This is a genomic window from Chitinophaga qingshengii (assembly GCF_014529935.1).
Classification (GTDB): Bacteria; Bacteroidota; Bacteroidia; order Chitinophagales; family Chitinophagaceae; genus Chitinophaga; species Chitinophaga qingshengii.
The window spans coordinates 523,926-548,048 of sequence record NZ_JACVFC010000005.1; the positions used below are offsets into that span (position 1 = coordinate 523,926).

At 48.3% G+C, this 24,123-nt stretch carries 26 protein-coding genes and 1 tRNA gene; 16 read left to right on the forward strand and 11 right to left on the reverse strand.

Going from position 1 to position 24,123, the window contains the following annotated elements:
- The first annotated feature begins 81 nt into the window (after positions 1 to 81).
- Genes ICL07_RS29190 through ICL07_RS29200 form a run of 3 tightly spaced genes read left to right on the forward strand, consistent with a single transcriptional unit; the run spans position 82 to position 2,632 of the window.
- Entirely contained in the window at positions 82 to 1,296 is a 1,215-nt protein-coding gene (locus tag ICL07_RS29190) for a sterol desaturase family protein (RefSeq protein WP_188091589.1), read from the forward strand.
- Positions 1,297 to 1,341: 45 nt separating this feature from the next.
- Positions 1,342 to 2,181 (forward strand): helix-turn-helix domain-containing protein, encoded by an 840-nt coding sequence (locus ICL07_RS29195; protein ID WP_188091590.1) that lies wholly within the window; start codon positions 1,342 to 1,344, stop codon positions 2,179 to 2,181.
- 37 nt (positions 2,182 to 2,218) lie between these two features.
- Positions 2,219 to 2,632 carry a VOC family protein gene (locus tag ICL07_RS29200; RefSeq protein ID WP_188091591.1) on the forward strand — a complete coding sequence of 138 codons (414 nt, stop codon included), beginning with the start codon at positions 2,219 to 2,221 and terminating at the stop codon, positions 2,630 to 2,632.
- Positions 2,633 to 2,683: 51 nt separating this feature from the next.
- On the opposite strand, the gene ICL07_RS29205 is transcribed toward ICL07_RS29200, so the two are convergent.
- From ICL07_RS29205 to ICL07_RS29215, 3 genes are all read right to left on the reverse strand, one after another.
- The gene (locus tag ICL07_RS29205; RefSeq protein WP_188091592.1) at positions 2,684 to 3,064 is read right to left on the reverse strand and encodes a VOC family protein; all 381 of its coding nucleotides are present in this window, start codon (positions 3,062 to 3,064) and stop codon (positions 2,684 to 2,686) included.
- A gap of 12 nt (positions 3,065 to 3,076) precedes the next feature.
- Positions 3,077 to 3,625: a DUF4199 domain-containing protein gene (locus ICL07_RS29210; RefSeq protein WP_188091593.1), complete on the reverse strand. Its 549-nt coding sequence runs from the start codon at positions 3,623 to 3,625 to the stop codon at positions 3,077 to 3,079.
- 113 nt (positions 3,626 to 3,738) lie between these two features.
- The gene (locus ICL07_RS29215; protein WP_188091594.1) at positions 3,739 to 4,212 is read right to left on the reverse strand and encodes a response regulator transcription factor; all 474 of its coding nucleotides are present in this window, start codon (positions 4,210 to 4,212) and stop codon (positions 3,739 to 3,741) included.
- 173 nt (positions 4,213 to 4,385) lie between these two features.
- Between ICL07_RS29215 and ICL07_RS29220 the strand changes: the two genes are divergently transcribed.
- Complete coding sequence (locus ICL07_RS29220) at positions 4,386 to 5,258, forward strand: protease complex subunit PrcB family protein (RefSeq protein ID WP_188091595.1); 873 nt, start codon at positions 4,386 to 4,388, stop codon at positions 5,256 to 5,258.
- Between the two features lie 48 nt (positions 5,259 to 5,306).
- On the opposite strand, the gene ICL07_RS29225 is transcribed toward ICL07_RS29220, so the two are convergent.
- Together ICL07_RS29225 and ICL07_RS29230 are read right to left on the reverse strand one after the other, a co-directional pair.
- Positions 5,307 to 6,125 carry an SDR family oxidoreductase gene (locus ICL07_RS29225; protein ID WP_188091596.1) on the reverse strand — a complete coding sequence of 273 codons (819 nt, stop codon included), beginning with the start codon at positions 6,123 to 6,125 and terminating at the stop codon, positions 5,307 to 5,309.
- 32 nt (positions 6,126 to 6,157) lie between these two features.
- On the reverse strand, positions 6,158 to 7,483 hold the full coding sequence (locus ICL07_RS29230) for an amidohydrolase family protein (protein ID WP_188091597.1): 1,326 nt from the start codon (positions 7,481 to 7,483) through the stop codon (positions 6,158 to 6,160).
- A 172-nt stretch (positions 7,484 to 7,655) separates the two neighbouring features.
- Here ICL07_RS29230 and ICL07_RS29235 point away from each other — a divergent pair, with 172 nt between their 5' ends.
- The 5 genes from ICL07_RS29235 to ICL07_RS29255 are packed head-to-tail and all read left to right on the forward strand — an operon-like array spanning position 7,656 to position 11,595.
- Complete coding sequence (locus ICL07_RS29235; protein ID WP_188091598.1) at positions 7,656 to 8,564, forward strand: ABC transporter ATP-binding protein; 909 nt, start codon at positions 7,656 to 7,658, stop codon at positions 8,562 to 8,564.
- A 3-nt stretch (positions 8,565 to 8,567) separates the two neighbouring features.
- Positions 8,568 to 9,341, forward strand: a complete 774-nt coding sequence (locus ICL07_RS29240; RefSeq protein WP_188091599.1) for an ABC transporter permease — start codon at positions 8,568 to 8,570, stop codon at positions 9,339 to 9,341.
- Between the two features lie 3 nt (positions 9,342 to 9,344).
- Complete coding sequence (locus tag ICL07_RS29245; protein WP_188091600.1) at positions 9,345 to 10,364, forward strand: sensor histidine kinase; 1,020 nt, start codon at positions 9,345 to 9,347, stop codon at positions 10,362 to 10,364.
- On the forward strand, positions 10,361 to 11,047 hold the full coding sequence (locus ICL07_RS29250; protein WP_188091601.1) for a LytR/AlgR family response regulator transcription factor: 687 nt from the start codon (positions 10,361 to 10,363) through the stop codon (positions 11,045 to 11,047). Before ICL07_RS29245 ends, ICL07_RS29250 begins: the two co-directional genes overlap by 4 nt.
- Positions 11,048 to 11,079: 32 nt before the next feature.
- A complete protein-coding gene (locus ICL07_RS29255; protein WP_188091602.1) occupies positions 11,080 to 11,595 on the forward strand; it encodes a 2'-5' RNA ligase family protein in 516 nt (171 codons plus the stop codon).
- An 80-nt stretch (positions 11,596 to 11,675) separates the two neighbouring features.
- Here ICL07_RS29255 and ICL07_RS29260 read toward each other — a convergent pair whose 3' ends face one another.
- The 3 genes from ICL07_RS29260 to ICL07_RS29270 all read right to left on the reverse strand — a co-directional run bounded on the left by ICL07_RS29260 (position 11,676) and on the right by ICL07_RS29270 (position 13,948).
- A complete protein-coding gene (locus ICL07_RS29260) occupies positions 11,676 to 12,155 on the reverse strand; it encodes a glycine zipper domain-containing protein (protein WP_188091603.1) in 480 nt (159 codons plus the stop codon).
- Positions 12,156 to 12,311: 156 nt separating this feature from the next.
- The gene (locus ICL07_RS29265) at positions 12,312 to 12,980 is read right to left on the reverse strand and encodes a DUF2306 domain-containing protein (RefSeq protein ID WP_223152136.1); all 669 of its coding nucleotides are present in this window, start codon (positions 12,978 to 12,980) and stop codon (positions 12,312 to 12,314) included.
- An 89-nt stretch (positions 12,981 to 13,069) separates the two neighbouring features.
- Positions 13,070 to 13,948 carry an AraC family transcriptional regulator gene (locus tag ICL07_RS29270; protein WP_188091604.1) on the reverse strand — a complete coding sequence of 293 codons (879 nt, stop codon included), beginning with the start codon at positions 13,946 to 13,948 and terminating at the stop codon, positions 13,070 to 13,072.
- Positions 13,949 to 14,037: 89 nt separating this feature from the next.
- Between ICL07_RS29270 and ICL07_RS29275 the strand changes: the two genes are divergently transcribed.
- Positions 14,038 to 15,447: an MFS transporter gene (locus ICL07_RS29275; RefSeq protein ID WP_188091605.1), complete on the forward strand. Its 1,410-nt coding sequence runs from the start codon at positions 14,038 to 14,040 to the stop codon at positions 15,445 to 15,447.
- Entirely contained in the window at positions 15,434 to 15,820 is a 387-nt protein-coding gene (locus tag ICL07_RS29280; protein WP_188091606.1) for a hypothetical protein, read from the forward strand. The genes ICL07_RS29275 and ICL07_RS29280 overlap by 14 nt, the downstream gene beginning before the upstream one ends.
- Here the strand turns inward: ICL07_RS29280 and ICL07_RS29285 are convergent.
- From ICL07_RS29285 to ICL07_RS29295, 3 genes are all read right to left on the reverse strand, one after another.
- Positions 15,791 to 16,216, reverse strand: a complete 426-nt coding sequence (locus ICL07_RS29285; RefSeq protein ID WP_188091607.1) for a hypothetical protein — start codon at positions 16,214 to 16,216, stop codon at positions 15,791 to 15,793. The two genes, ICL07_RS29280 and ICL07_RS29285, sit on opposite strands and share 30 nt — an antisense overlap.
- Before the next feature lie 3 nt (positions 16,217 to 16,219).
- Complete coding sequence (locus tag ICL07_RS29290; RefSeq protein WP_188091608.1) at positions 16,220 to 16,591, reverse strand: VOC family protein; 372 nt, start codon at positions 16,589 to 16,591, stop codon at positions 16,220 to 16,222.
- A gap of 89 nt (positions 16,592 to 16,680) precedes the next feature.
- Positions 16,681 to 17,742 carry a winged helix DNA-binding domain-containing protein gene (locus ICL07_RS29295; protein WP_188091609.1) on the reverse strand — a complete coding sequence of 354 codons (1,062 nt, stop codon included), beginning with the start codon at positions 17,740 to 17,742 and terminating at the stop codon, positions 16,681 to 16,683.
- Between the two features lie 158 nt (positions 17,743 to 17,900).
- Between ICL07_RS29295 and ICL07_RS29300 the strand changes: the two genes are divergently transcribed.
- From ICL07_RS29300 to ICL07_RS29320, 5 genes are all read left to right on the forward strand, one after another.
- A tRNA-Lys gene (locus ICL07_RS29300) sits at positions 17,901 to 17,973 on the forward strand.
- Between the two features lie 1,271 nt (positions 17,974 to 19,244).
- Positions 19,245 to 19,760 (forward strand): UpxY family transcription antiterminator, encoded by a 516-nt coding sequence (locus ICL07_RS29305; RefSeq protein WP_188091610.1) that lies wholly within the window; start codon positions 19,245 to 19,247, stop codon positions 19,758 to 19,760.
- Positions 19,761 to 19,859: 99 nt separating this feature from the next.
- Positions 19,860 to 20,249, forward strand: coding sequence for a GIY-YIG nuclease family protein (locus ICL07_RS29310; protein ID WP_188091611.1), 390 nt, complete (start codon positions 19,860 to 19,862; stop codon positions 20,247 to 20,249).
- 25 nt (positions 20,250 to 20,274) lie between these two features.
- A complete protein-coding gene (locus ICL07_RS29315) occupies positions 20,275 to 22,029 on the forward strand; it encodes a carbamoyltransferase family protein (protein WP_223152137.1) in 1,755 nt (584 codons plus the stop codon).
- 24 nt (positions 22,030 to 22,053) lie between these two features.
- Entirely contained in the window at positions 22,054 to 24,105 is a 2,052-nt protein-coding gene (locus ICL07_RS29320) for a hypothetical protein (protein ID WP_188091612.1), read from the forward strand.
- Positions 24,106 to 24,123: the final 18 nt, after the last annotated feature.

Below are 24,123 nucleotides of genomic sequence, written 5' to 3' on the forward strand. Positions count from 1 at the left end.
CTTATCTGACAATTCAGCAAAAAATGGCTGGCCAGGCCGTAGGGAGGTTGCACTTTTGTACCGTTCCATCAACAGCTTATCATGAAATTTGACAAAGTGCATAACAAAGGGCAGGCGAGGCTCTTTAAAAGCAGGTACCTGGAAATGCTGACCAAAACACATCCGGCAGTGATTTTCGGGATGTACCTGCCTGTAATCGCGTACATGTTATATTATAGTCACGCTACACTGGGGTATTCCATTTTCAGGATTATACTGACTTATTTCGGCGCCATGTTCTGCTGGACGTTGTTTGAATACGTGGCTCACCGGTTTATTTTCCATTTGGTGAGTGAACAACCGGCTGTCCGCCGGGTGGTGTATACCTTGCATGGTAACCATCACGAATACCCGCGCGACCGGCAGCGGTTGTTTATGCCGCCGGTGCCGAGTGTGATCATCTCTTCGTTTTTATTCTGTATTTTCTATGTCCTCCTGAGCAACCATGCGTTCATGTTTTTCCCCGGGTTTGTGTCGGGATACCTGTTATACGGAAGCATGCACTACGCCATCCATGCCTGGGCGCCACCATTTAAATGGCTTAAACCGCTTTGGCGTAACCATCATCTGCATCACTACAAAAACGACGACCTGGGATTTGGGGTGAGCTCTACCTTGTGGGACCGTGTGTTCCGGACAATGTTCATGTTTTGCGCGGTACTCTGTTTATCATCCGGCGCGTATGCGCACCAGCAGGCAGAAGGAGCGTACCGGCTGGTGAAAAAGGACAAGTCCATTTTCCTGTATGAACGGTGGATTACAGCCGGCAATGACGAAAGTGTGCGGGAAATCAAGGCGGTGTTTACCGTACGTTCCGATGTGCCTTCCGTGGCCCGGCTGTTGACCGACCAGCGGCAAGGCGTGGTGTGGAACGCCCGCGCCAAAGCATACCAGGTACTGCCTCTGAGTGAAGGCCGGGAATGGATCACGTATCTGAAATACAATATTCCCTGGCCTTTCGGTGACCAGGATTGTTGCCTGCTTTTCCACCTGAAAATGCGGAATGAACGCTCCGGCGAAATCAGCTTTGAAAGCACCCTTAACAACCGTTTCCCTGTCTCCGGTGATGTAACCCGCATCACCGGTACCCGGGGCCGGTGGCTGATGGAAGACCAGGGCAACGAGGTGATGCAGATCACCTATACCATCACTACCAACCGCAGCGCCCGGATTCCCCGCTGGGTGTCTGATCCGATTGTTCGTAATAATATGTTTGAAACCATGTCCACCTTCAGAAGTATCCTGGAAAAGCGCTGAGCAACTTGTCCTGTATTTGATTATTTTTGGTAAAACCGCCGATGAATGATCTACCGGGAGTTTGCACCACATCCGCAACTGGCGCCATATGTTGAATGTTACTGGAAAGCCGATGCCGACAGGCCGCCTTTCCGGGAGGAGGAGTCCCTGATTCCTGATGGCACCATTGAGCTGATGTTTAACTTTGGTGATAATTATGCCCGCATCAAAGATGGCGCCCGTCAACCGGTAAAAGGGTCTCATGTCATCGGCATCCGCCAGCATGCTTTGCGTATCTCCCAAACGCACCACCAGCATGTGTTCTCCGTTCGTTTCCGCCTGGGCGGCGCCTATCCTTTGTTCCATATTCCTACGTACCTGCTGGCCAATGATTTCTGGAGCCTGCCCGATATATTGGGCAAAGACTACACCTACCTGGAAGAACGGCTATACGAAGCCGCTACCGATGAGCAGCGGGTAGCGGTAGCAGATCGTTTTCTGCTGGACCGGCTACAGTTCGGTGATCAAACGCACCGGTTTTTGCAACAGTGCACCACCTGGATGCTGCAACAGGAAAACGTTACCATAGCCGATACCTGCAACGCTTTTGGGGTTTCCTACAAAGTGCTGGAACGCCGTTTCAGTCAGGCAGCAGGACTAACACCCATTGAATTGCTGAAAATTCGCCGCTTCAATAAAGCCATTCTGGCTATGTACAGCTGTCGTTACGCATCACTGACTGCTATTGCCTATAGCTGCGGATTTTATGACCAGTCTCATTTTATCCGGGAGTTTAAACAGCTTTCCGGGACCACCCCGCGTCATTTTCTTCAGGAACAATATACCATTGTACAGGTGATACAGCCCGCGTTGGCGACGAGGTTGGCTAAATCGTACAATTTATAATCATCTGCATTCATCATCTTCGTAAAAAATATATGTCATGGAAGGAAAAAAATATGAACTGATTCCCTATCTCTCTTTTGGTGGTAATTGCGAAGAAGCAATGAATTTTTACGCCGCCGCACTGGGTGGGACTTTTAAGGTGTGGACCCGTTACGACAATCCGAATATGAATGCGCCGGAAGCATATCGTGACAAAGTACTCCACAGCAGGCTGCATTTTAATGACCTCGCTATCTATGCCAGTGATACCTTTCCGGGTAAGGAAACGAAGGGCAATAGCGGCGATGTGTCATTATCCCTCACTTTTCCGGATGATAAGACCGCCCAGGCGGCTTTTGATAAGCTGTCGGCAGGCGGTACGGTCAATATACCGTTTGGCAAGCAGTTCTGGGGGGATTGGCACGGCAATTTTACGGACAAGTACGGTGTTAAGTGGATGGTAAATTGTTGATAAAGCAAACGGAGTTTCTCCATCAGGAAGAAACTCCGCTTTTTTTTATCATTATTTCACCTGCGATAAGGCGATCAGATTACCGCACTCATCTTCAAAGATGGATTCTATACCCCAATCGGCCGGTGTGGGTGGTTTACGGAATACTACGCCTTTGGCTTTCAGCCGTTCATAATCGGCCTGTACATCTTTGGTCCCCATCATAAACGCCGGAATATTGGAGGCGTACAGCCCCTCCATATATGCTTTGGCGATAGGATTATAAGATGGTTCCAGCATCAGCATGGTACCATTCGGGTCTTCAGGAGATACTACGATGGCCAGCATGGCTTCCGGCATATATACCTTTTCCAGGTAACCGAGTTTTTCTGTGTAAAAGCGAAATGCTTCCAGGGGATCTTTCACATGGATCCCGATCATACCTATTGTCATATGAGCAGATTTTTAATAATGTGTGATCATTGAAGAAGTATCCTTCCCTTTTTTACGTTTCAGGATCAGGGCGCTGATCAGCGCGATGGCCGCCCCGATGGGCAGTACTTCCCAATAGGTGATGAGAATCACCATCAGTGGATTCTTGTACCACTGCCTGAACTGTTCCATTTCCGCTGCCTTTTTGCTGAGAGTGGCAGCGTCGGCGCCAGCGTCCTGCGTGGTTTTCAGTACATGGGCACTGTATTTATCCATGAAATCGGGGACAAAGAGATAAAAATCGAACAGCCACACCACCACGTATATCGTGGACGCAACCAGGGCAATCAGCAGGCCTACTTTAAAGGCCTTGCCGAACGTGATGGTTTTGTTGTTGTACTTGTCGCGATAGTTTTTAATGCCTATAAAAATGAAAGAGAAGGCCACCAACATACCGGCATAACCGAGGAACATGTTGCCCATGTAGTTGGGGTCATTATAACAGGCTATCACAGAAAATACCATCATCAGGCTCACGATGGCGCCGGCAATCAATCCGAAAACGAGCACATTTTTTTTCATCTGGTCAGGATTTAGTAGTAGGTGCAAAAATGCTGGTCCCGCCTCATTTTTCGTTCATACTTTAGGGTGATTTTTCCCTTTTATCCCTTTTTCCTGCTTTTGGGTGATGATGATTAAGATATGATATTCAATCGTTTAGCTTTATCCACTGCTTGTGTTCTTCTTTTGACGTCCAGTTTTTCGAACAGGCGGGAGGCGTGTGTTTTAACCGTATTCAGGGACACAAATAACCGGCCGGCAATCTCCTGGTTGCTCAGTCCGTCCGCCATCAGTTGCAATACTTCCAGTTCCCGCGTGCTTAAACCGAGGCGGTCCTGTTCATCCGTATTTAAGGAGGAAGGCAAGGGTGCTGCTACCGGTACCGGTTTTTCGATGATCACCGTTTCTACCCTGGGCTTTGCCAGTTTTAAAGCCAGCCAGATACCCAGCGCCGTAAAAAGCAGGGCTATCACGCCAACATAAACTTCGACAGCGTGTTGTATAACCAGGAAACGCAGTTCCAGCCATTTCAGCAGAAAAAGCAATACGGCCAGTGAGAGGCCATACAGTATATTTTCCCGGTTCCTGGTAATTGCGTGCCACTTCATATGTTATTCTTTTGCCGTTATCGTAAAGTTATCATATTTAACGAAAAGTAACATTTAAGTATTCATGTGCGTTGTACTGCTCTGTCGGCCACTGACGAAGGCCGGCTCCCGAATGTTCAATTGCATACTAGATAAATAAATTACATTTGACACCAGAAAAATTCAAATTTCCCATGAACAGACGTACTGTTATTGCATTGCCATTGGTTTGCCTCACGCTGCAAAGCCATCCGTTAGTAAGCCGGGCAGCAAATGTTCACCCCGCTACTACAACTATGGAAACAGCTGAGCAGGCAAAAAACGCCAAAGTGATCGATTACGGCCAGGGTATAGATCTGATCGTGAAAGCACTGGGCCTTAACATCGACAATATCCGGTTTATCAAAGCGCCGAAGGCAACGGATTATTGCCAGTATGCAGACGACAAGGCTGCTTACGCTTCTTCCGTGATCATCGCGGCCAACAACGGCATCACACTGGACAAAAAACAACGTTTCAATGTACCGATGACCCGGGAACAGTTTGCCCTGGCGCTGTATGAAGGCATTGAACGTACCGGCCCCTATCCGATGAACATGATGTGGATCAATATCGGCGATGCCAATTCCTTTGTGAACAAGGACAAAAGCAATAACGCCGTACAGGCGCTGATTAAATTTGGTGTGGTAGCGCTGGAAAAAAACAATTTCCGTCCCCGTGCTTTGGTAACGCCTTCCGAAGCCAAGGCAATGGTAACTAAAGCAGCTGCTTTTGTGAAAGAACACAAAGAGCGCTCCAATGCCCATCAGCAGGAAAGTGAGGTAACGGTAACGACTACCCCGGTGAATGCGCAGGTAAATACGGTGGTATTGTCAAGAGGCAGCAAACCTAATTCCGGTTACCAGATTGCCATTACCGGCATCGATTTCGCCGAAGGTACTGCTACCGTACGTTACAAACTCTCCGATCCGGAGCCAGGTAAAATGTATATGCAGATGATGACCGAGCCTAAAGCGGAAACCTTTGTGGGTAGTAGTTATAAAGTGGTATTACAGCAGGATAAATAAAGAAGCTTGTACCGGTGAGCAAGCAACCTGCTCACCGGTATGCTCTGCCTACAGGAACAAATCCGGTTGCAATTTTCCTCCCGGTGTTACTGCATAATGTGCCAGATCCGTTATCCCTTCCGCCTTTAACACGGCTTCATCAATGAAATTATTGCCGGTGCAGGATGCCGCCGGTTTTCCCAATACATAGTACGCTGCATCTGCCATGATATCCGGTTTACGGCTGACTTTCATCAGCATTTCCCCACCCAGCAGGTTTTTGATGGCGGCAGTAGCGATAGTCGTGGCGGGCCATAGCGAGTTGGCTGCGATACCGTATTGTTTCAGCTCTTCCGCCCATCCGAGGGTGAGCATGCTCATATTGTATTTGCTGATGGTATAGGCTACGTGTGGTCCCAGCCATTGCGGCGCCAGGTTCACCGGCGGCGACAGGGTGAGAATATGTGGATTGTTGCCTTTTTTAAGATAGGGAATACAGTGTTGGGTGACGAGGAAAGTACCTCTCACATTAATATCGTACATCAGGTCGAAACGTTTGCTGGGCGTTTGTTCGGTGTTGGTCAGCTGAATGGCTGAAGCGTTATTGATGACCACATCGATGCCACCGAATTTGTCGACCGCCTGTTGAACGGCCTGTTGTATTTGTGCTTCTTCGCGGATATCCACTTTAACGGGCAGGGCTTTACCACCGGCTTTTTCCACGGCTTTCGCCACTGAAAAGATGGTACCGCCCAGGCGGGGATCTTCTTCCGTGCTTTTAGCTGCAATGACGATGTTAGCGCCGGCGGCGGCCAGTTTCAGGGCAATGGCTTCACCGATGCCTCTGCTGGCGCCGGTAATGAAGATAGTACGGTTTTGAAAGCTCATATCAGGCTGCTTTTGTTGGGTGTAAGAAATTGTTATGGCCGGACGGGTTTGCCGGCTTTGTATACCGTCACAATGTGACGGGTGTTTTTGATGTCTTTTTCAGGATTGTCTGCCAGCACCAGCAGATCGGCCACCTGGCCGGGGGCAATGGTACCGGTATTGGGCAATTTCAGTACCCGGGCGGCATTGCGGGTGCCTGCGCTGATAGCTTCCAGGGGTGTAAGGCCTGCCTGCACCATCAGCTCCAGCTCCAGGTGTTCGGAGAAACCCTGTGCTCTCACCGGCGTGGCGCCGGAATCGGTGCCCAGCGCCACCAGGATACCGGCTTTGTATATTTTGTACAGGTTACGCAGCGCTGTTTCAAAGGCGGCTTTGTTTTTATCGAAGCCTGGATTGCGCTGCAGTTGTTGCCGGTATTCGGGAGAGGTGATCATTTCATATACACCCGGTTCCAGTGAACGTTTGAAGAACTCGTCGTGTAGCCATTCCGGTTGGCGTGTATAGATGTACGCGTACTCATCCAGAGATAACGTAGGGACATATACGATACCTTTCTTTTTCAGGGTTTGCAATAGTTGATCATCGATATCACGGTCACGGATACTGTGCGCGATGATGTCCATGCCTGCATCGGCCAGCTGTTGGGCATCTGCGGCGTAATATAAATGGGAGGCTGCCCGCAGGCCATGACGATGTGCTTCCGTGATAACCGTTTTATACACCGCCGGTTCCATCTTTTTGAAACGTCCGCCAAAATCATCTACCCATAACTTCACCACATCCGGATGTACCTGCGCCACTTTATCCATCGCTGGTGCTACATCGGCGGCAGTAGCCGGACGGTTGACCAGATCCATGCCGAAATCCACGGGGGGCGCGGCATTGGGTACACCGAAGCCATAGCCGGCGGAATGCAGGCGGGCGCCGGGTAATAAGCCGTTGGCGGATGAGTCGCGCAGACCGCTTTCAAACAGCATAGGCCGGTCGGTTCCCATGGCCAGCACATGCAATACGCCATAGCCGGCATATTGCTGCAACTGCCGCAGGATATTCTCCCGGGTATAGTTGACGGCATTGGTGGTGGTACCTCTTAATGTGCCTACATGTGTATGCACGCTGATCAGCGCGGGCATGACGGTTTTGCCGTTGAGGTCTGTCACGGTTGCGCCAGGGGCCGACAAATGAGGGCCTACCGCTGCAATGGTATCTGCCTGTATCAGTATATCGGTGTGCGGCAGCGGCTTGCGGCCGTTGCCATCTATCACGGTGGCGTTTTTCAGCAGTACCGTTTGTGCCGATGCCGCTGTTCCTGCAAACAAGGTTGCCGACACCAGCAGCGCAGAAAAGGTTGTTGTCATCCTCATCAGTTTACGGATCTATCTTAAATATAACCCAGACTGCATAAACTACCATGTAAAATTTTGCAGGATGTTTCAGGGATTTTGCAGAGAAAACAGCCGATATCACACAACAGGGCTTTTTCGCGTACCGGGGCGACCTATTTTTGAATTCCATCATCAACATGCATTTATGAAATACTGCGTTGAAGTGTCAGGGCTGGCCTACCAGTTTGGCAAGGGGGACCCTGTTTTACGCGACATACAATTACAGGTGCCACAGGGCGCTATCTACGGTTTTCTCGGACCTAACGGCGCCGGCAAAACGACGACGCTGCGCCTGATCACCGGGTTACTGCGAATGCAGGCAGGCAGTGTACAAGTACTCGGGCAATCCTTTCCCAGGCATCGCCTCGACATCCTGCGGCAGGTGGGTTGTTTGATTGAAAGTCCGGCTATCTACGAACACCTGAGCGCCACGGAGAACCTGCTGGTATTGCAGCGTATTTACCAGTGTCCGCGAAGCTACATCGCGGACGCGTTGCAAACCGTTGGACTGGCGGCAGTCGCCGGTAAAAAAGCCGGCCAGTTTTCGCTGGGCATGAAACAGCGGCTGGCGCTGGCGATGGCTTTGCTGCATCGCCCAAAGCTGCTGATACTGGACGAGCCCACCAATGGCCTCGATCCCAACGGCATCATTGAAATGCGGGAACTGCTGAAAAAAATCAACAGGGAACAGGGTATCAGTATTTTGATATCGAGTCACCTCTTGCCCGAAATAGAGCGTTTGGCCACACATATTGGTATTATCAGTAAAGGCCGTATGGTGTTTGAAGGCAGCCTGGAGCAGCTGTCAGGCTTACGGCAGCAGGTACAGGGTTGCCTGCTGGACACGACGGACAATACCGCAGCCTTGCAACTGTTAAGTACATACGAAATATGCGTGGTTACCGATACCGGCCGGATACAGCTACCAGCCTTACCGGTAGCGGCCATCGCGGAGCTAAACACTCATCTGGTACAACGTGGGATTGGTGTTTACGGTATTCAGCCGGTTAAAAATGATCTCGAAACAATTTTCATGGACCTCGTCAACGCATAAACGATGTTAGCATACCTCCATAGTTTTCAGAGTGAATGGATCAAGAGAAGGCACAGTGCGGCCACCTGGCTTACTGTTTTGGGAGCCGCGCTGGTGCCATTGATCGTATTATGTTACCGTTTTTATTATTTTGAACTGCTGGCCGCGCAAAACGCGTCGGCTGATATTTGGGAGCAGCTGTACAATCGCTCCTGGCAATACATGGGATTTCTTTTGTTGCCTATGGGTGTTATTCTGATCACAAGTTTGATTACGCAAATGGAGACCCGCAGCAACGCCTGGAAGTTGCTGCATATAACGCCACAGCGACTGACAACGATCTTCTTTGCCAAACTGACTGTCATTTTGGTCATGCTGTTGTCGTTTTTTCTGTTGTTTAACATTGGTATTTACCTGACGGGCGTGTTACCGGCTCTGTTGGTAAAAGAAGTGCCATTTCCTACGGAGCCTTTCCCCTGGCTGAAGTATCTGTATGGTAACGGAACGTTTCTGATGGCGTGTCTGCCAATAGTAGCATTGCAGTACCTGATGGGATTGCAATACCGGAATTTTATAGCGCCGCTGGGGGTGGGACTCGGCCTGTATATAGTGTCCTTTATCGCATTCAAATGGGAATATGCCTATTTTATTCCCTACATTTATAGTATACTGGCATTTATTGATGGTATGCATCAAACAGTAAGGCCGGTGAACATTTATCTGCTATCGGCAGGTTATTTTGTGGGATTCAGCGCGTTAGCGTATATCTTATATATCCATAAAAAAGAGAAAGGATAATCGATGAAAAGGACAGCGGCTATTCTCTTCAACATCGGCTACTGGATTATGTATTGCCTGTTGCTTTTCATTTTGCTGGCGATCATGAGCAAAGGCCATATCAGGTCTGTTGAATGGACTAGCCTGGTTCCGGTGGGTATTTTTTGTTTCCTGCCTGCTTTGTTGGGGTTCTATAGTTTTTACGCGGTGTTATTCGACCGGTACTTACATCCGCAACGGATTGGCTGGCTTTTAGCTGCCGGCATGGTTACCGTAATGCTTTGTGGCCTGGTGACGGTATTGGCATTATTGCCCTGGAAAGGGATGGTTAGTATATGGCTGCATTTGGAACTCACGGTGGTATTGGCATTGCTGGCGGCCATTCATGGTATCATCGGGTTGGTGCTAAAGGGATTCATCAGCTGGTATAATGACATCAAACTAAAAGAAGAATTAAACAGGAAAAACTATGAGATTTCGATGGCCCTGATTAAGGCACAGATCAACCCTCATTTCCTGTTTAATACCATCAACAACATTGATGTACTGATTGCCAAAGACGCTGACAAGGCTTCGCTTTATCTCAATAAACTGTCCGGTATCATGCGGTTTATGCTGTATGAAACGAAAGCGGAAATGATACCGCTATCGCGGGAGATGACCTACATTGACCAGTATATTGACCTACAGCGCATCCGTTCTTCCAATGCGCGGTATGTGACGTATGAAGTAACCGGAACGCCGGACAACCGTATGATTGCGCCGATGTTGTTTATCTCCTACATCGAAAATGCTTTTAAACATGCGGAACATAAGAAGTCTGAAAATGCGATTTATGTCCGTGTGCAGATAGAAGCGGAGCGGTTGGTATTTGTTTGCCGTAACCTGTACAGCATTGTTGATGCGGCGCCATCGGAGCATAACGGGCTGGGCAACGAACTACTGCGAAAACGATTGGCTTTATTGTACCCCGACAGGCATGTACTGGATATTACCCGGGAAGCGGGCGTTTACCAGGTAAATCTAACTATTCAGGATATATGAAGATCAATTGTATCATAGTGGAGGATGAACCGCTGGCTATGGAACGTGCCCGGGAATACGTGGCTAAACTGCCTTACCTGCACCTGATGGCCACTTTTGATAATGGCGCGGATGCCATGGTATACCTGCGTTTACATACCGTTCAGCTGATCTTGCTCGATATCAATATTCCTGGTATCTCCGGTATTCAATTGCTGGAAACAGCGAATACCCGCTGTGAAGTGGTATTAATCACCGCCTACGAAGAATACGCCCTGAAAGGATATGAGCTGAATGTCACCGATTACCTGTTGAAACCCTATACGTTCGATCGTTTTGTGCAGGCCATGGACAAAGTGCTGTATAATCTGCAAAGACAGGCCCCTGCGGCCCCGGCATTTATCTTCATAAAAACTTCCTGGCGGCTGGAGAAAGTAGCACTGGACGATATCCTGTATATAGAGGGCCGTCGTGACTACCGTAAAGTATATACGCAGCAGAAACAAATTATGACCCTGCAGCCGTTTGGCTGGTTTGAAAAAGAACTGCCGCCAGCCCAGATTTGCCGGGTGCATAAGTCGTATATGGTGGCTGTTGGGAAGATAGACAGCATAGAAAAGGAAGGTATCCGGATTGCAGGTATTACCATCCCGGTGTCGGAAACGTACCGTAAGCAGTTTTATGCGTTGATTACACGGGGATAGTGGATATTGTTTAGAAGGTTGTTACTTTGTGTATGTACAAGTTGCAACCCAAGCCGGTGATCGTTACCCTGGAAATAGCTTCAGCAGACATGGAGCAGTTCAATACGCTGCGTGCTTTACATTTTCCCGGTCATGCCAATTACCTGGAGGCCCATCTTACCTTGTTTTACCGGTTACCGGGTATGGAAGCAGCTATTCCGGAGATATTGCAACAATATGCTCAACGGCCTGTTATGCCCCTACAGGTAAGCGGTGTTGTTAACTTCGGTACCGGTGTGGCCTATACGTTACAATCTTCTATGCTACAGGAGCTGCATGCTTCACTACAAAAAGACTTCGATCCCTGGCTGGTGAAACAGGACCGGCATCCGCTCCGGCCGCATATTACCATTCAGAACAAAGTGACGGCTTTTAAAGCGGCTCAGCTGCACGCTCAATTAACGGAAAGTTTTACTCCTTTTGATATTACAGCTGTCGGCTTTGGAACCTGGGCTTATTTGCGCGGCCCCTGGAAAGCGTTGGATAGGTTTATGTTTGAGGAAAGATAGTGCGGACGATGTTTTCAGCTTAAGACAATAAAAAACGCCTCTCACACGAGAGGCGTTTTCCTTATAAAATAAAGTTCTGCTTACTGTTGGGCTGCTTTTTTCTTTTTCGCGTGATCTACGATCGCGCCCGTACCAGCGCCTACGCCTGCACCGATGATAGTGCCGATAGCGGCGCCCTTCAGGTGGTCAGGGTTGACGATAGCGCCGGTGATAGCGCCGGCACCTGCACCTACAACGGCACCTTTAGCGGTGTGGCTCCAGCCTTTTTTCTTAGGGGCAGGAGCTGGTGCGGGAGCAGCAGCTGGTGTATTGTCGGCCGCTACAGAGTTGGGTGCCGCATAGTTGTTGCGGTCAGGCGCTTCTACTGTTTGGCGTTTATGGGCAGTGTGTTTGATAGCATTGATAGAATCGATTACCTGTTGTTTGGCCACATTCACGGCGTTGATGGAATCGAGGGTCTGTTTTTTTGCCTGTTCAACTGCGGCTGCAGTACTTGCACTGTTGTTGTTACATGCGAAGAGTGTTACTACAGTGGCTAAGGCTAAAACTATCTGTTTCATGGTTTAAATTTTTTAAAAAACTTTAGGTTTAACCTGCTGCCAGCGAAAATTATGCCATATGTGTAAAAAATGATATAAAAATATAGTTCTATGACCTATATGGTTATTGTAAATTTAATATATGATTGACCGTTAGGCTTTTGTGAGCCCCCAAAATTATATCCTGACAACAGCAGGCCGGAGCCGGCGGGCGATGAGCCAGGCGACGAAAATATTCGGTACCCAGCAAAGCCATGCTACCACCCGGTAGGCGATGATGAAAAAATGCAGTTCATATACCAGCAACGGGAGCCATAGTCGCAGTGTTACCGCAGCCAGGGAGGCGGCGTAGCTATAAATCATGAGTCGTTCATGCTGTAACGTGTTGCCTTTGCGGATAGTCGTGTAGGCCAGCAGGGTAGTGGTGAACCAGGTGATGCCGAGGCCGATGAAGCCGGTTTGGGCAATGGGGCCACCGGTAGCGGTGAAACCAATACAGGTGGCGGCAACGCTGCTGATCAGCACAGCGATCACATATACCTTGCCCAGGCGCCGATGCCATTGTACATTCCGTTCCCGCAGTTTCCGGCTGAATTGCAGCCAGCCAATCAGCAAGGCCAGTCCACCGGGGATAATATGCGCATAGAAGCCAATGCGCCAGAGCAGGTTTGTGAGCAAGGCCGGGGGCTTGGACTTCAGCAGACCGAATTTTTCACCCAGTATAAAATATAGGGAAGGATAAAAGCCTATAATGATGGCCAGGAGACATATTAGTATCCAGGAGGCGCTCCGGAGAATTTTGGTGGTGGCGTGCACAGTCATGGGGTAAAGGAAGTTTATCTGCATAAATTGCAAATAAAATCCCGTATTAACAACGCTGATTTTCACCATGATAAAGGGGCTTCCCGAAGGGATTGTGTGTCAATCTCTTTTTTTCAGGCAGGGGATGTTTGTTGTTGGCGTGTATTTTTCCTGTGCATGCCCGGTGTGATGCCCCGGTGTTTTTTAAATAAGCGGGATAGATAACTTTCATCGGTGAACCCAAATTCCTGTGCTATTTCCCGTACACGCATATTACTATAAGAGAGCCTGATCTCTACCAGTTTCAGTTTGTAGCTGATGATATAATCCTGTATGCTTTCGCCGGTATGTTTCTTAAAGTATTCGCCGAGATAATTCACCGACATGTTGAAAGTCTCCGCCAGCACCGGCATACGCAGCATTTCCGGTTGATAGATATGTTCCTGGAGATGACTGATCATGCGCAGTACGGAAAATTGTCCGCTGTTTTCCTGTACATCCTTCGACTCTGACATCAGGAGGTTACGGGCCACCAGGTTGAGCAGGATAGAGATGGACTGGCGGATGATAAGCTGATAACCTTTTCCCCGTTGCTGGTGTTCACGGGCGATGCTGCAGAGCAGGGAACGGGCCATGGCTTCGTCTGCCGTATCGCGAAAGATGCAGGCGGATTTAGCATGGTAGTTATGGAAGATATAGTCTGTTTTTTTCATCCAGTCGCACAGTTCCACCCGGTCCGCTTCATCCTTCAACTGAGTGATAAAAAGCTGTGTGAAGCGAATAATGATAAAAGTGGTTGCTTCTGTGATATCACAATGGTACTGATCCTCCGGGGCCACGAGGAATAGTTTGCCAGGGCTGTACTCATAGCGGTTGCCATTGATATAATGATATCCTTTTCCGTCACGGATATAGACCAGCTGAAAGGCGGGTTGGGGGAGCCGTGTGCTTTCCCAGGTATCTTTTTCTTCCAGTATGATGTCGTATGGTTCGTGTATCAGTTGGTGAAACATATCACAAAAGTACTGACAAAACCCCTTAAAGTGCAATTTTTTATTGTACAAATGGGGCTTTCTTTGCATCCATTAAAGCAAGGAATTTTATGGATGCAATGGAAAGCCGCCGTTGGTGGGCATTGGCGGTGCTATGTATGGGTGCGTTTTTGTCGCCGCTGGATTTTTTTATTGTCAACGTGGCGTTACCGGCTATCAAGGATAGTCTGCATGCTTCGGAGGGGGCGTTACAGTTGGTCATTGCTGGTTATGGTGCTGCGTATGCCGTGTTGGTAGTGACTGGCGGGCGGCTGGGAGATATTTACGGGCGCAAGCGGATTTTCCTGCTAGGTATGGCGATGTTTACCCTGACATCGGGTATTTGTGCGATGGCGGGGGATATCCGGGTGTTGATAGCAGCGCGGGTGGTACAGGGGTTATCGGCCGCATTGCTGGCGCCGCAGGTGCTGTCTACTATCCGGCTGATTTTTCCGCCGAAGGAACAGCCGCTGGCGATGGGAATTTTCGGATCTGTATTCGGGCTGGCCTCTATCGGGGGGCAATTGCTGGGCGGTATCCTGATGAAGGCGGGGATTTTCGGCTGGACCTGGCAGAGTGTGTTTATGATTAATATACCCGTGGGCATGATCACAGGGGTAGCGGGGATGTTTATATTGAAAGAGAATCGTCCAACCGTACGGCAAAGACTGGATATTCCCGGCATGTTGCTGATCACACTGGCACTGGGTTTATTTATCTATCCGGTGATTATGGGAAGGGAAGCACACTGGCCGGTGTGGATATTTGGCTGTTTGCTGGCATCGCTGGCGGCAGGTGTGTGCTTCGTGTACACGGAGCGGTATACGTTGCAACAGGGGCGTGCACCATTGATACATCTGCCTTTATTCAAAGACCGGCATTTTGTGAACGGGCTGGCGATTATGTATTTGTATAATCATACCGCAGCATTCTTTCTGGTGTATCCTTATTATCTGCAGCATGAATTGCATCGCGATGTGTTGTCAGCCGGATTGGCGGTGTTGCCTTATGCTGCGGGTTTTTTCGTAGGGCCGTTGATTAGTCCGTTGCTGGCAAAACGGATGGGCGTGCATATTGTCAGCCTTGCCCAGGGCCTGCTGGCAACGGGTTTCGTACTGGTAGTAGTAGGTTTATGGTATTCTCCGGAGCCGTCGGGTATCGTGCGGTCCGGGTTGTTTCTTGCGGGTATTGGTCACGGTATGGTGATGCCTTCCATTATGCGTATCATACTGGCGGAAGTGGCGTCGTCAGTAGCGGGGCAGGCTGCCGGTATTGTGAGTACTGCTATCCAGGTAGGCAGTGTGATGGGCGTAGCGTTGCTGGGAACATTATTCTTCGCATTGCTGGACGCTTTTGCCGCACCGGTAGCCGTGGGCGTTACGCTGGGCGTTCTGGCGGCTTTGCAGGTGACGGGGCTGGTGTTGGTCTTCGCGCTAAAATCATCTTCAAAAAATCAAAAAATCATATATGGACAATCTTAGTAAAGCAAAAGAAGAAGTTACCCGGTTTTGTGAACATATCGGCGGCTGGTTCCGGGGAGAAGAAGGTATCGCTGCTGCAGGTACTGCCGGGCTGTTGACCAATTTTAGTCCTGATTTCAGGATGATAGCACCGAATGGCGCCCGCAAAACCCAACAGGACCTGGAAGCCTGGATGCCGGAAGTGTTGGGCCGCTTTCCTCATATGCGTGTAATCGTCACCGATATGCAGGGTTACGCCACAGAACACCATGCACTGCTGACTTACACCGAGATCCAGTCAGACGGAGAGCAGGAAAATATCCGTTACTCCAGTGCGGTGTTTATCCGCGACGGTGACCGTATGTTATGGCTGGACCTGTGGGAGCGCTCTTAAGTTCTGAATAATGCTGTCGAGGAAAATGATGGTATTGGTATAGTCTTGTGGACGGGTACCTTTCAGCATCTGATCCCGGAGTATTTTTTGCCTGGCCTCGATGTCTGCATATGCATCTGCGCCGGCGGCGGTGAAGCGCAGGACCTCGTTGTGCCAGGTAATCCATTCCCGTTTTTCCAGCGAGGCAATGATTGTTTGCAAGATATCCTCTGTGATAAAACAGGCCACCTGGGGGTAGTAGTCTTTCGTGCATACTTCCCCGTTATCGGCGATGTTTTTTAGCAGTTGCCAGTGAAAGCGGGTCAGTCCGTAGCTTTCAAAGGCGTTGGCAAAGGTAGCGGTGATGAGGCTGTCGGCTTCTTTCAGGTACCAGCCTATGGGTTTATGATGTTCCATGTGTTAGTTGTTGCTGGCGGTCGTGATTTCAATCATGATGTTATCATAATGGAAATAGAATCCAAAGGTTTTACGAATTTTCTGCGGCTGCTGCGGAAGGGGGATGCCTCCTTCGTGTAGTTGTTGCCAGGTGTGGTGTACGGCGGCCTGGTCCGGCAGGTAAAAGCCGATATGAAATGCGTCGGGGTAAGCAGACAGACCGCTTTCATTGAACCGGTTGTGCATGAGTACCAGCAGGAAGTCGTCCGGACCGTTTAATACAGCGAGGCTATCGTTGGGTTTGGTATCGGCAGCTTTGAAGCCGAGATAGGTCTGAAAGAACTGGCTCGCTTCCAGGATATTGCTAACGGTTAGGTTTAAGTGGTTGATTACCATTTTATTGGATCTTTAAAAAAGAACAATTGTTCGTTTATATGATGCAAATATAAGCGAACAATTGTTCTTTTTTAAAAATTTATTTCTGGCTATTTTACTACCACCGGCAGCCCGGTAAAAGTGCTGTATTGTTGGATAGCTTTTTTCAGTGCGGGTAGTTGTGTTTTTTTCAGTGCTTTGATAGGATTGAGTTCCAGGGAGATATCTTTTTTATTGACGGTACGTTTCCAGGTACCGGTGATTTGTCCATCGGCCACGATTACAGGACCGAGGCTGGCCATGGGAGCGAGGCAGCCGTCGATTTGCAGTTGTTGTATATCCCGTTTTTTATAGGCTACGGTAAATTCATCGTAAGCCGGCAACAGGAAAACGGAGGGTTTCTTAGCTGCTGTTTGGGTTGGGGGCATCCAGTAGGTTTTGTCATCTGCTTCCACGGCAACGAAGTGTTCTTTCACGGCTTCCAATCCGCTTTTGGCTTCTGTGATCGTTAACCCCGACCACCAGGCGAAGTCCTGAATGGTAGCAGGACCGTGGCTGTTGAAATAACGTTGAGCCAGGGTAGCCATGGAGTCCGCCTTGGAAAGCACCGGCGCCGGCGGAACATGTTCTTCCAGTAATACATAGGTGAACTGTTTGCCATGCCGGGGACCGCTGCAGATAAGTCCATCCAGCTCCGCGTATGCCAGGATAGAACCGAGACGGTATTCATCTGTTTCGATACCGGCTTTTTGCAACGCCGGTACTATCTCTTGTCGTGTAAGCTGTTTTTTACCCAGCAATACTTTCTCCAATACTTTCTGACTTTTGTTGATAACCGCCTGGGTAACACCCCAGCGGTTATTATTATACGCACACAACGCCTTTACCCGCGGCGCACTTAATTTCAGCATCCAGCGAAGATCTGCCGGCGCCACAAAATGCCAGGTAGGCCGCAACACATGGGTACGGATAATTTCCCAGTTACCCATTGCATCGTCCAGCATACCATCGGTGGCAGCAGTCAGCCTTTGGCCGATAGCCCATTTGGCTGCTGCATAATCCTGCGCCTGCACGACGCCCATCCAGGATACCAGTTCACCCGGCTGGCTGTGTTGTGGTGTGAGCAGATACTGTTGCTGTAATCTATGTTGTGTGATATCAAATACGTTCATCGTCCTTAAGTTAAAAGTTCTGTTCCTGACTACAAAGAAATAAAGTAACAGTGACAAGCGTATGTCAGCAGGGGGAATTATTTTTTTGTTGGATTTTTTTTGAAATTTTTTTGGAGATGAAAATCTTTTTCCTACCTTCGCGCTCCCTTCAAGGGAATGATTCCGTAGCTCAGTTGGTAGAGCAATACACTTTTAATGTATGGGCCCTGGGTTCGAGTCCCAGCGGGATCACAGACAACTTACAAACCTCGCGCTGGTCGCGGGGTTTTGTTTTTTGGTTGTGTTTAGTCGAGTTCCTTTTGTATAACCCCGGTTTATTTACTGTACAGGTTAATCAGCTTTTACTAAGATACGAAAATATGATTGGGATTTATTTTTAAGACCAGTCACATCCAGCGTTTGTGAAATTTTATTAGGACTAAGAATACGTATAACATCGTGTAAGTACGTCGGATCAGCTGCAATAAAGAGTTTGTTTAATATAGTGAGTGAGAGGTTTGTTAATTTGTGTAACCTCATCATCGTTTAAGTTTGTGTGAAAATATGTTTTGTAGTCACATTTATTTGAGCAGGTGTTATCCGCCCTGATTACTTACAATAAGGCAATACTTTGGTGAAAGCAGAAAGTAGAAACCAATCCGAATATTTGCATTTATTAAGATCCAAATTCCCTATTGCCTTTTCTTTTACATACCCGCAAACTAATGCCTTCAAGTCATTTGGAATATGCTGCTATTTTGGATCAACTTTAGATCATCTGTGAAGCAGCTGACGGGTATATTTCGCGAATATGGCTACGGATTGTGGCATGACAGGCCAAAGATAAGAGGTGTTTAATCTTTCTCAACGCAATGAAATTGCAGCGGAAAAACATCTGTAGCAAGTTGATCTGGCAGACTGTGCATTAACTAATTTAATTAGATTAACTAAATAGAAATTTTTTTATTTAATTTTTTTTATTCTGAACAAAAAACTAATTTAGTTATCGAAGCATAAGAGTTAACTATGTTTGTTAGTGGATAGTAAATGATATTGGATTTTCTTCAATACTAAGCCAGTTTTGAAATCCTAAGAGTGAATGAATACCCTAGCAATTTTTTATTCCACCTGTTGATGTTTGTGACAAACCTCGTTTGTTAATAATATCTGTCGCAGCATTTTTTTGTAACTATTTGCTCGTAATATAGTATGTAAGTGACAGTAGCGATAGCTGTGCCCTCGCGGTTTTCAGGCTATTGTCATCATTTGTTTACCCAGGTCTATGGTGGAATCAGCCCAAAGACAGATCGCCGCGAACCTTTACATGGACCAGCATTCATCATGAAGGCAAACGAATTTACAGATTATTGATTGTTTATACCGCAGTGGAGACCCTCGTAGAAACTGTCACTTATACGTACTCCTTCATCTCCGCCTCAATAGAGAGAGAGCTTTGATAGCGTTGCTTTTCACGACTTGTAGTCGTTTTGACGTAGCTCATTATAATTAAACAGCAATAGCCTATGACCCAGTTTCATCCTTCCTGGTATTTGATCTATACCAGATCCAAGCAAGAGAAAAAAGTCGCAGAACAATTGTCCAGGTACAACATCGGAAATTATTTGCCCCTGAAGAGGGAAAAACGTAAATGGAAGGACCGCTTGAAAACGCTGGAAGTTCCATTGTTTCCTTCCTACGTATTTGTATTCCTGGAAGACTCCTGGCAGTATACAGTCAGCCTGCAACTGGAAGGTATGTGTTACTATGTCAAGTTCGATAACAAAATCACCCATGTCAGCCAACAGGAGATAGATAATATCCGTTTGCTCACCTCTGTAAACGGTGAGTTGGACGTTTCCTATGAACATATCCGGCCCGGTAAGAAATACCTGATACAGGAAGGCCCGCTCAGTGGTCTTTCTTGTGAAATCGTTGATTTTAAGGGACATCATAAATTCCTTGTGAGGATAGAGATCCTGCAAAGGGCTATCCTGATGGATGTTCCGGCCATCTATATCGGAGAAGCGATCCTGGAATAAGCTGTGGAATGCGACTAGCTGTAGCGATAGCTATCTCCCGATCGGATGATAAGGGTTTTCTCCTTTCATCTCTTCCACTTACATAAAAAACTCAATTATATGAGCCATAACATGATCGAGCAATCGGGTTTTCCCGGCATGCAGCACATGCAATTATTCAAGAAGGATAATAACATGGATGGCCGGGATAATCTCGATACAATACCTCAAGAACCTGCTGTATACGCTATTTGCGGCCGTGTAAACGGCGCGCCTGCCAATCCGCGGTTTGTAGGTGCTGCCATGAACCTGCAAGAAGCGGTGCGGGCGCATTTCAGTGCGTATGAACAGGATACCTGCCTGCGCACATTTATGCAGTCTATTAAATTGAAAGATCTCGTGTTTGAAATCATTGACACCCCTTCTCCACAACTCCTGGAGGACAAAGGAGCAGCCTGGATAGAGCGCCTGAAGCCGGCATGCAATGAGATGTTAAATAAAGTGTATTGAATCACATCAGAAGAATATTATTATTATGAATATACTGGGTATTGCTGCATTGTATCATGATGCGGCATGTTGCATATTGAAAGACGGCCACCTGGTAGCGGCAGCACAGGAGGAACGGTTTACCAGGATCAAACACGATCCGGACATGCCCTATCATGCCATGCAGTATTGCTTGAGAGAAGCCGGACTTACCATTGCCGACATCGATATGTTAGCCTATTACGAAATACCTCGCCTGAAATTATCCCGGCAATTGTATAGTGGTTTACCTGAAGTGAGTAACGAGATATTGCGTCACCTCTCCCCGGATGCGGTGGAGCGTCAGATCGCTGAAAAACTGGGCTACGACGGGCCGGTACAATTTGTACCGCATCATCTATCTCATGCGGCCAGCAGCTTTTTCTATTCCGGATTCAAAGAATCTGCCATATTCACGGTAGATGGCGTGGGAGAGTGGGCCACTACCACCTACGGTACTGGTATCGGTAAAGACATCGATCTGTTTGAAGAAGTGCATTATCCACATTCAATTGGCCTGTTATACAGCACGATCACCAGTTACCTGGGATTCAGTGTCAATGATGGGGAGTATAAAGTGATGGGATTGGCGCCTTATGGCAATCCCCGGTATATGGACTGCTTCCGCGAATTGCTGATGCCAGGTGATGGAGGCCAGTACCAACTGAACCTTCCCTATTTTGATTTTATGAACAGCCGGAAAATGTACGCCCCCGGGTTGTGTGATCTCTTTCAACATGCCGCAAGGCTTCCGGAATCAGCGCTGGAGCAATTCCACAAAGATGTTGCGAAAAGTCTGCAAGTATTTCTGGAAGAAGTATTACTGGAAAAAGTGAAATACCTGCACCGGAAAACCGGAATGGAAAACCTCTGTATGGCAGGCGGGGTGGCATTGAATTGTGTTGCAAATGGCCGGATCCAGCGTGAAGGCCCCTTCCGGGAACTGTTTGTACAACCGGCCGCCAATGATGCGGGTTGTGCACTGGGAGCAGCAGCTGTAGCCTATGTAACAGCTACCGGCCGGCGCCCCCCGGAGCAACGCCTGGCAAATGCGTGCCTTGGTCCCGCCTTCAGCGATGAGGAGATCCGCAACAGCCTTCGCGGTCTTTTTATGAAAGCAAGAAACTTTAGCAACAACCCGCAACAGCTCACCGAAAAGGTCGCCACATTACTGGCATCGGGTAAAGTTGTCGGCTGGTTTCAGGGACGTATGGAGTTTGGCCCCAGGGCATTGGGCGCACGCTCTATACTTGCCGATCCCCGTGACCCCGATATGCGCAACAGGATAAATGCCATGGTAAAGAAAAGAGAAGGATTCAGGCCTTTTGCACCGGTAGTTCTCGAAGAGAAAATGCAGGCGCACTTCGACCTCAACCTTCCTTCTCCGTTTATGTTGCAAACCTGCCAGGTGCGGTCCGCAATCGACCTTCCCGCTATCACTCACGTGGATGGCTCTGCAAGGGTACAGACAGTAAATGAACAGACGAATCCCGCGCTAACCTCGTTGCTGAAAGCTTTTGACCGCATCACCGGCTGCCCCATTTTATTGAATACCTCCTTTAACGTGAGAGGAGAACCAATTGTATGCACGCCGGTAGATGCTATTTTATGCTTTATCCAAACCGATATAGATTGTCTTGTATTGGGCAATTATCTATTCCTCCGTGAAGATAATAATCTCGATGCTGTTGCTCATATATACGGTATGTATGGCCATCAGCATAAAGAAGCGATCAGCTCACAACTATATACGTTTATATAACTATCCCCAAACATCATTAAAACAATGAGTGTATCAGAAGCAACCCGCAAAACTGCGGCAGATCAGCTGGCGGAGTTTATCGCCAGCGGAGAAGGTAATGTCACTGATGTGTTGGAGAAAATGAAGGCGTTCAAAACAGATAACGGGAACATACCTCAGCAGCTCCGGAATGATAATGCCGGAAAATATATCGGAATATGGAAAGAGGATGAACAAGGCACCTCTTATATCCGCGACAGACAACTAATGCCTGAATGGGTGAAATGGGCCGGCCTTAATAAGATTCCTGTCTCCACAAATAAAGAACGCCTGTTACTTACGGGAGAATCTGTGGGAAGGGGCTCTTTTTACGGAAATGAATATTCACCGGCCATCATACTGCAACACATACTTAACAGCGTAGCCGGCCATCAGGGATCCGAAATCACTGACCTGGCCAAATCCGGCATGACGCCTGGCGAGATGTTGTCATTGCTTGAAAATGCACAAGCGCTGAAGCCCTCACAGGTAGTGATCATGGCGGGGAACAATTTTTTCTATGGATTGTATGATGATTTCATCCACGGCTCCCTGCCTGAACCTCTGGCTGCCGGTGAACTATCCGGGCGCCGGCTGAAAGCATGGATCGACGAGGCATTGGACCATCAGGTACATGTATTGTTACAGGAGCTGCACCGCATGTTTGTAACAGCGGGCATACCTGTTACCTTCGTAATACCTGCTTTTAATCTTGCCGGCTGGAAGGTCACCCAACAGGAAAGCTGCACGCCGGCCTTGTCCGGCGAGGACCTTCTTCGCTGGGAACAACTCCTGGAAACTGCGCGTGACGCGCAAGCGCAGGGCGATCATGAGAGCCTGAAAAAAGCCGCTGAAGCATTGCTTGCTCTGGATGCATCACACCCCGCCAGCTATGAATGCCTGGGAGAAGCGGCATTGCTGCAACACCAATGGACAGCAGCCAGGCAATACCTGGAAACTGCCAGAGACCATACGTTGCTGTTCAGGTCGGTAGGGAAGCCGCGTATATTATCTTCCGTGCGCAATGCCATTCTTAAATACGCACCGCAATATCACATCGATACGATAGACTTGAACACACTGCTGGCAGCAAATGCGAAAAACGGCATCCCCGGGCATGACTTTTTCATGGATTACTGCCATATGAATATGAAAGGCATCCGCTTGTGTATGGTCGCTGTTGCGGTAACCATCCTTCACCAGCGTGGACTGCAACATATCAGCCTGGACATGCTACACAGCTATGCTGCTGAAATAGCCCCCCCGCGCGATGTAAATTGTATGGCACATATTTATGCGGCTATCCATCATGCACACAATGGACAAGGGAATGATAATATCATGTTTCATTTAAAACAGGCGTTCTCGTTTTCCAGGGAACTGGCTACGGTTTTCTGCAAGTCTTATATCACAATGGTGACATACAGGCTGTCTTCGCCACTTACCCGCGAGTTCATGAAAATCCTGGAAAATACAGCTACCTGTATTGAATATTATCCTGAAGCGGCTTTCCATCCCCGCTCGGGAAAGCTGCTGGACCTGGCGCTTACTGATGCCATGAGTAACATGCTGGTGGAGGCAGGTGCCATAGAACCCGCGGCAACAGCCGCATTGCGTTTATCCGAACACGCAGTGGAGTTGCATCGTGTGGTTGATCTGCTCGAACCGGCATATAGCAGAAGCTCTTACGACAACTATCCGTTTCCATCTAACTATTATACAGCCCGGGATATCAGGTCGTCATTCATATTTTTTACAGACGCCCGCCAATCCCTGCATGGGGAAATGATCTGTCGCTGCAAACATGCGAACAACGGCGCATTGCAATTGTCGGTGAACGGCCGGTCGCTGCTCACACAACCGCTTTCAAAAAGATGGATACCACTGTCATTTACGATAGATCAGTCGCTCCTGACAACCGGCATGAACAGGATAGATATTATTTGGGAACAGCAGTCTATTGACAGTACAGATCAAATAGCGGAAAACATCAGCGATGTGATCACATTGCTTAATCCCATACGGGCAGAGATACATCGTTTTACTATCAGCATATAGCTTTAAAAGAAGATCAAC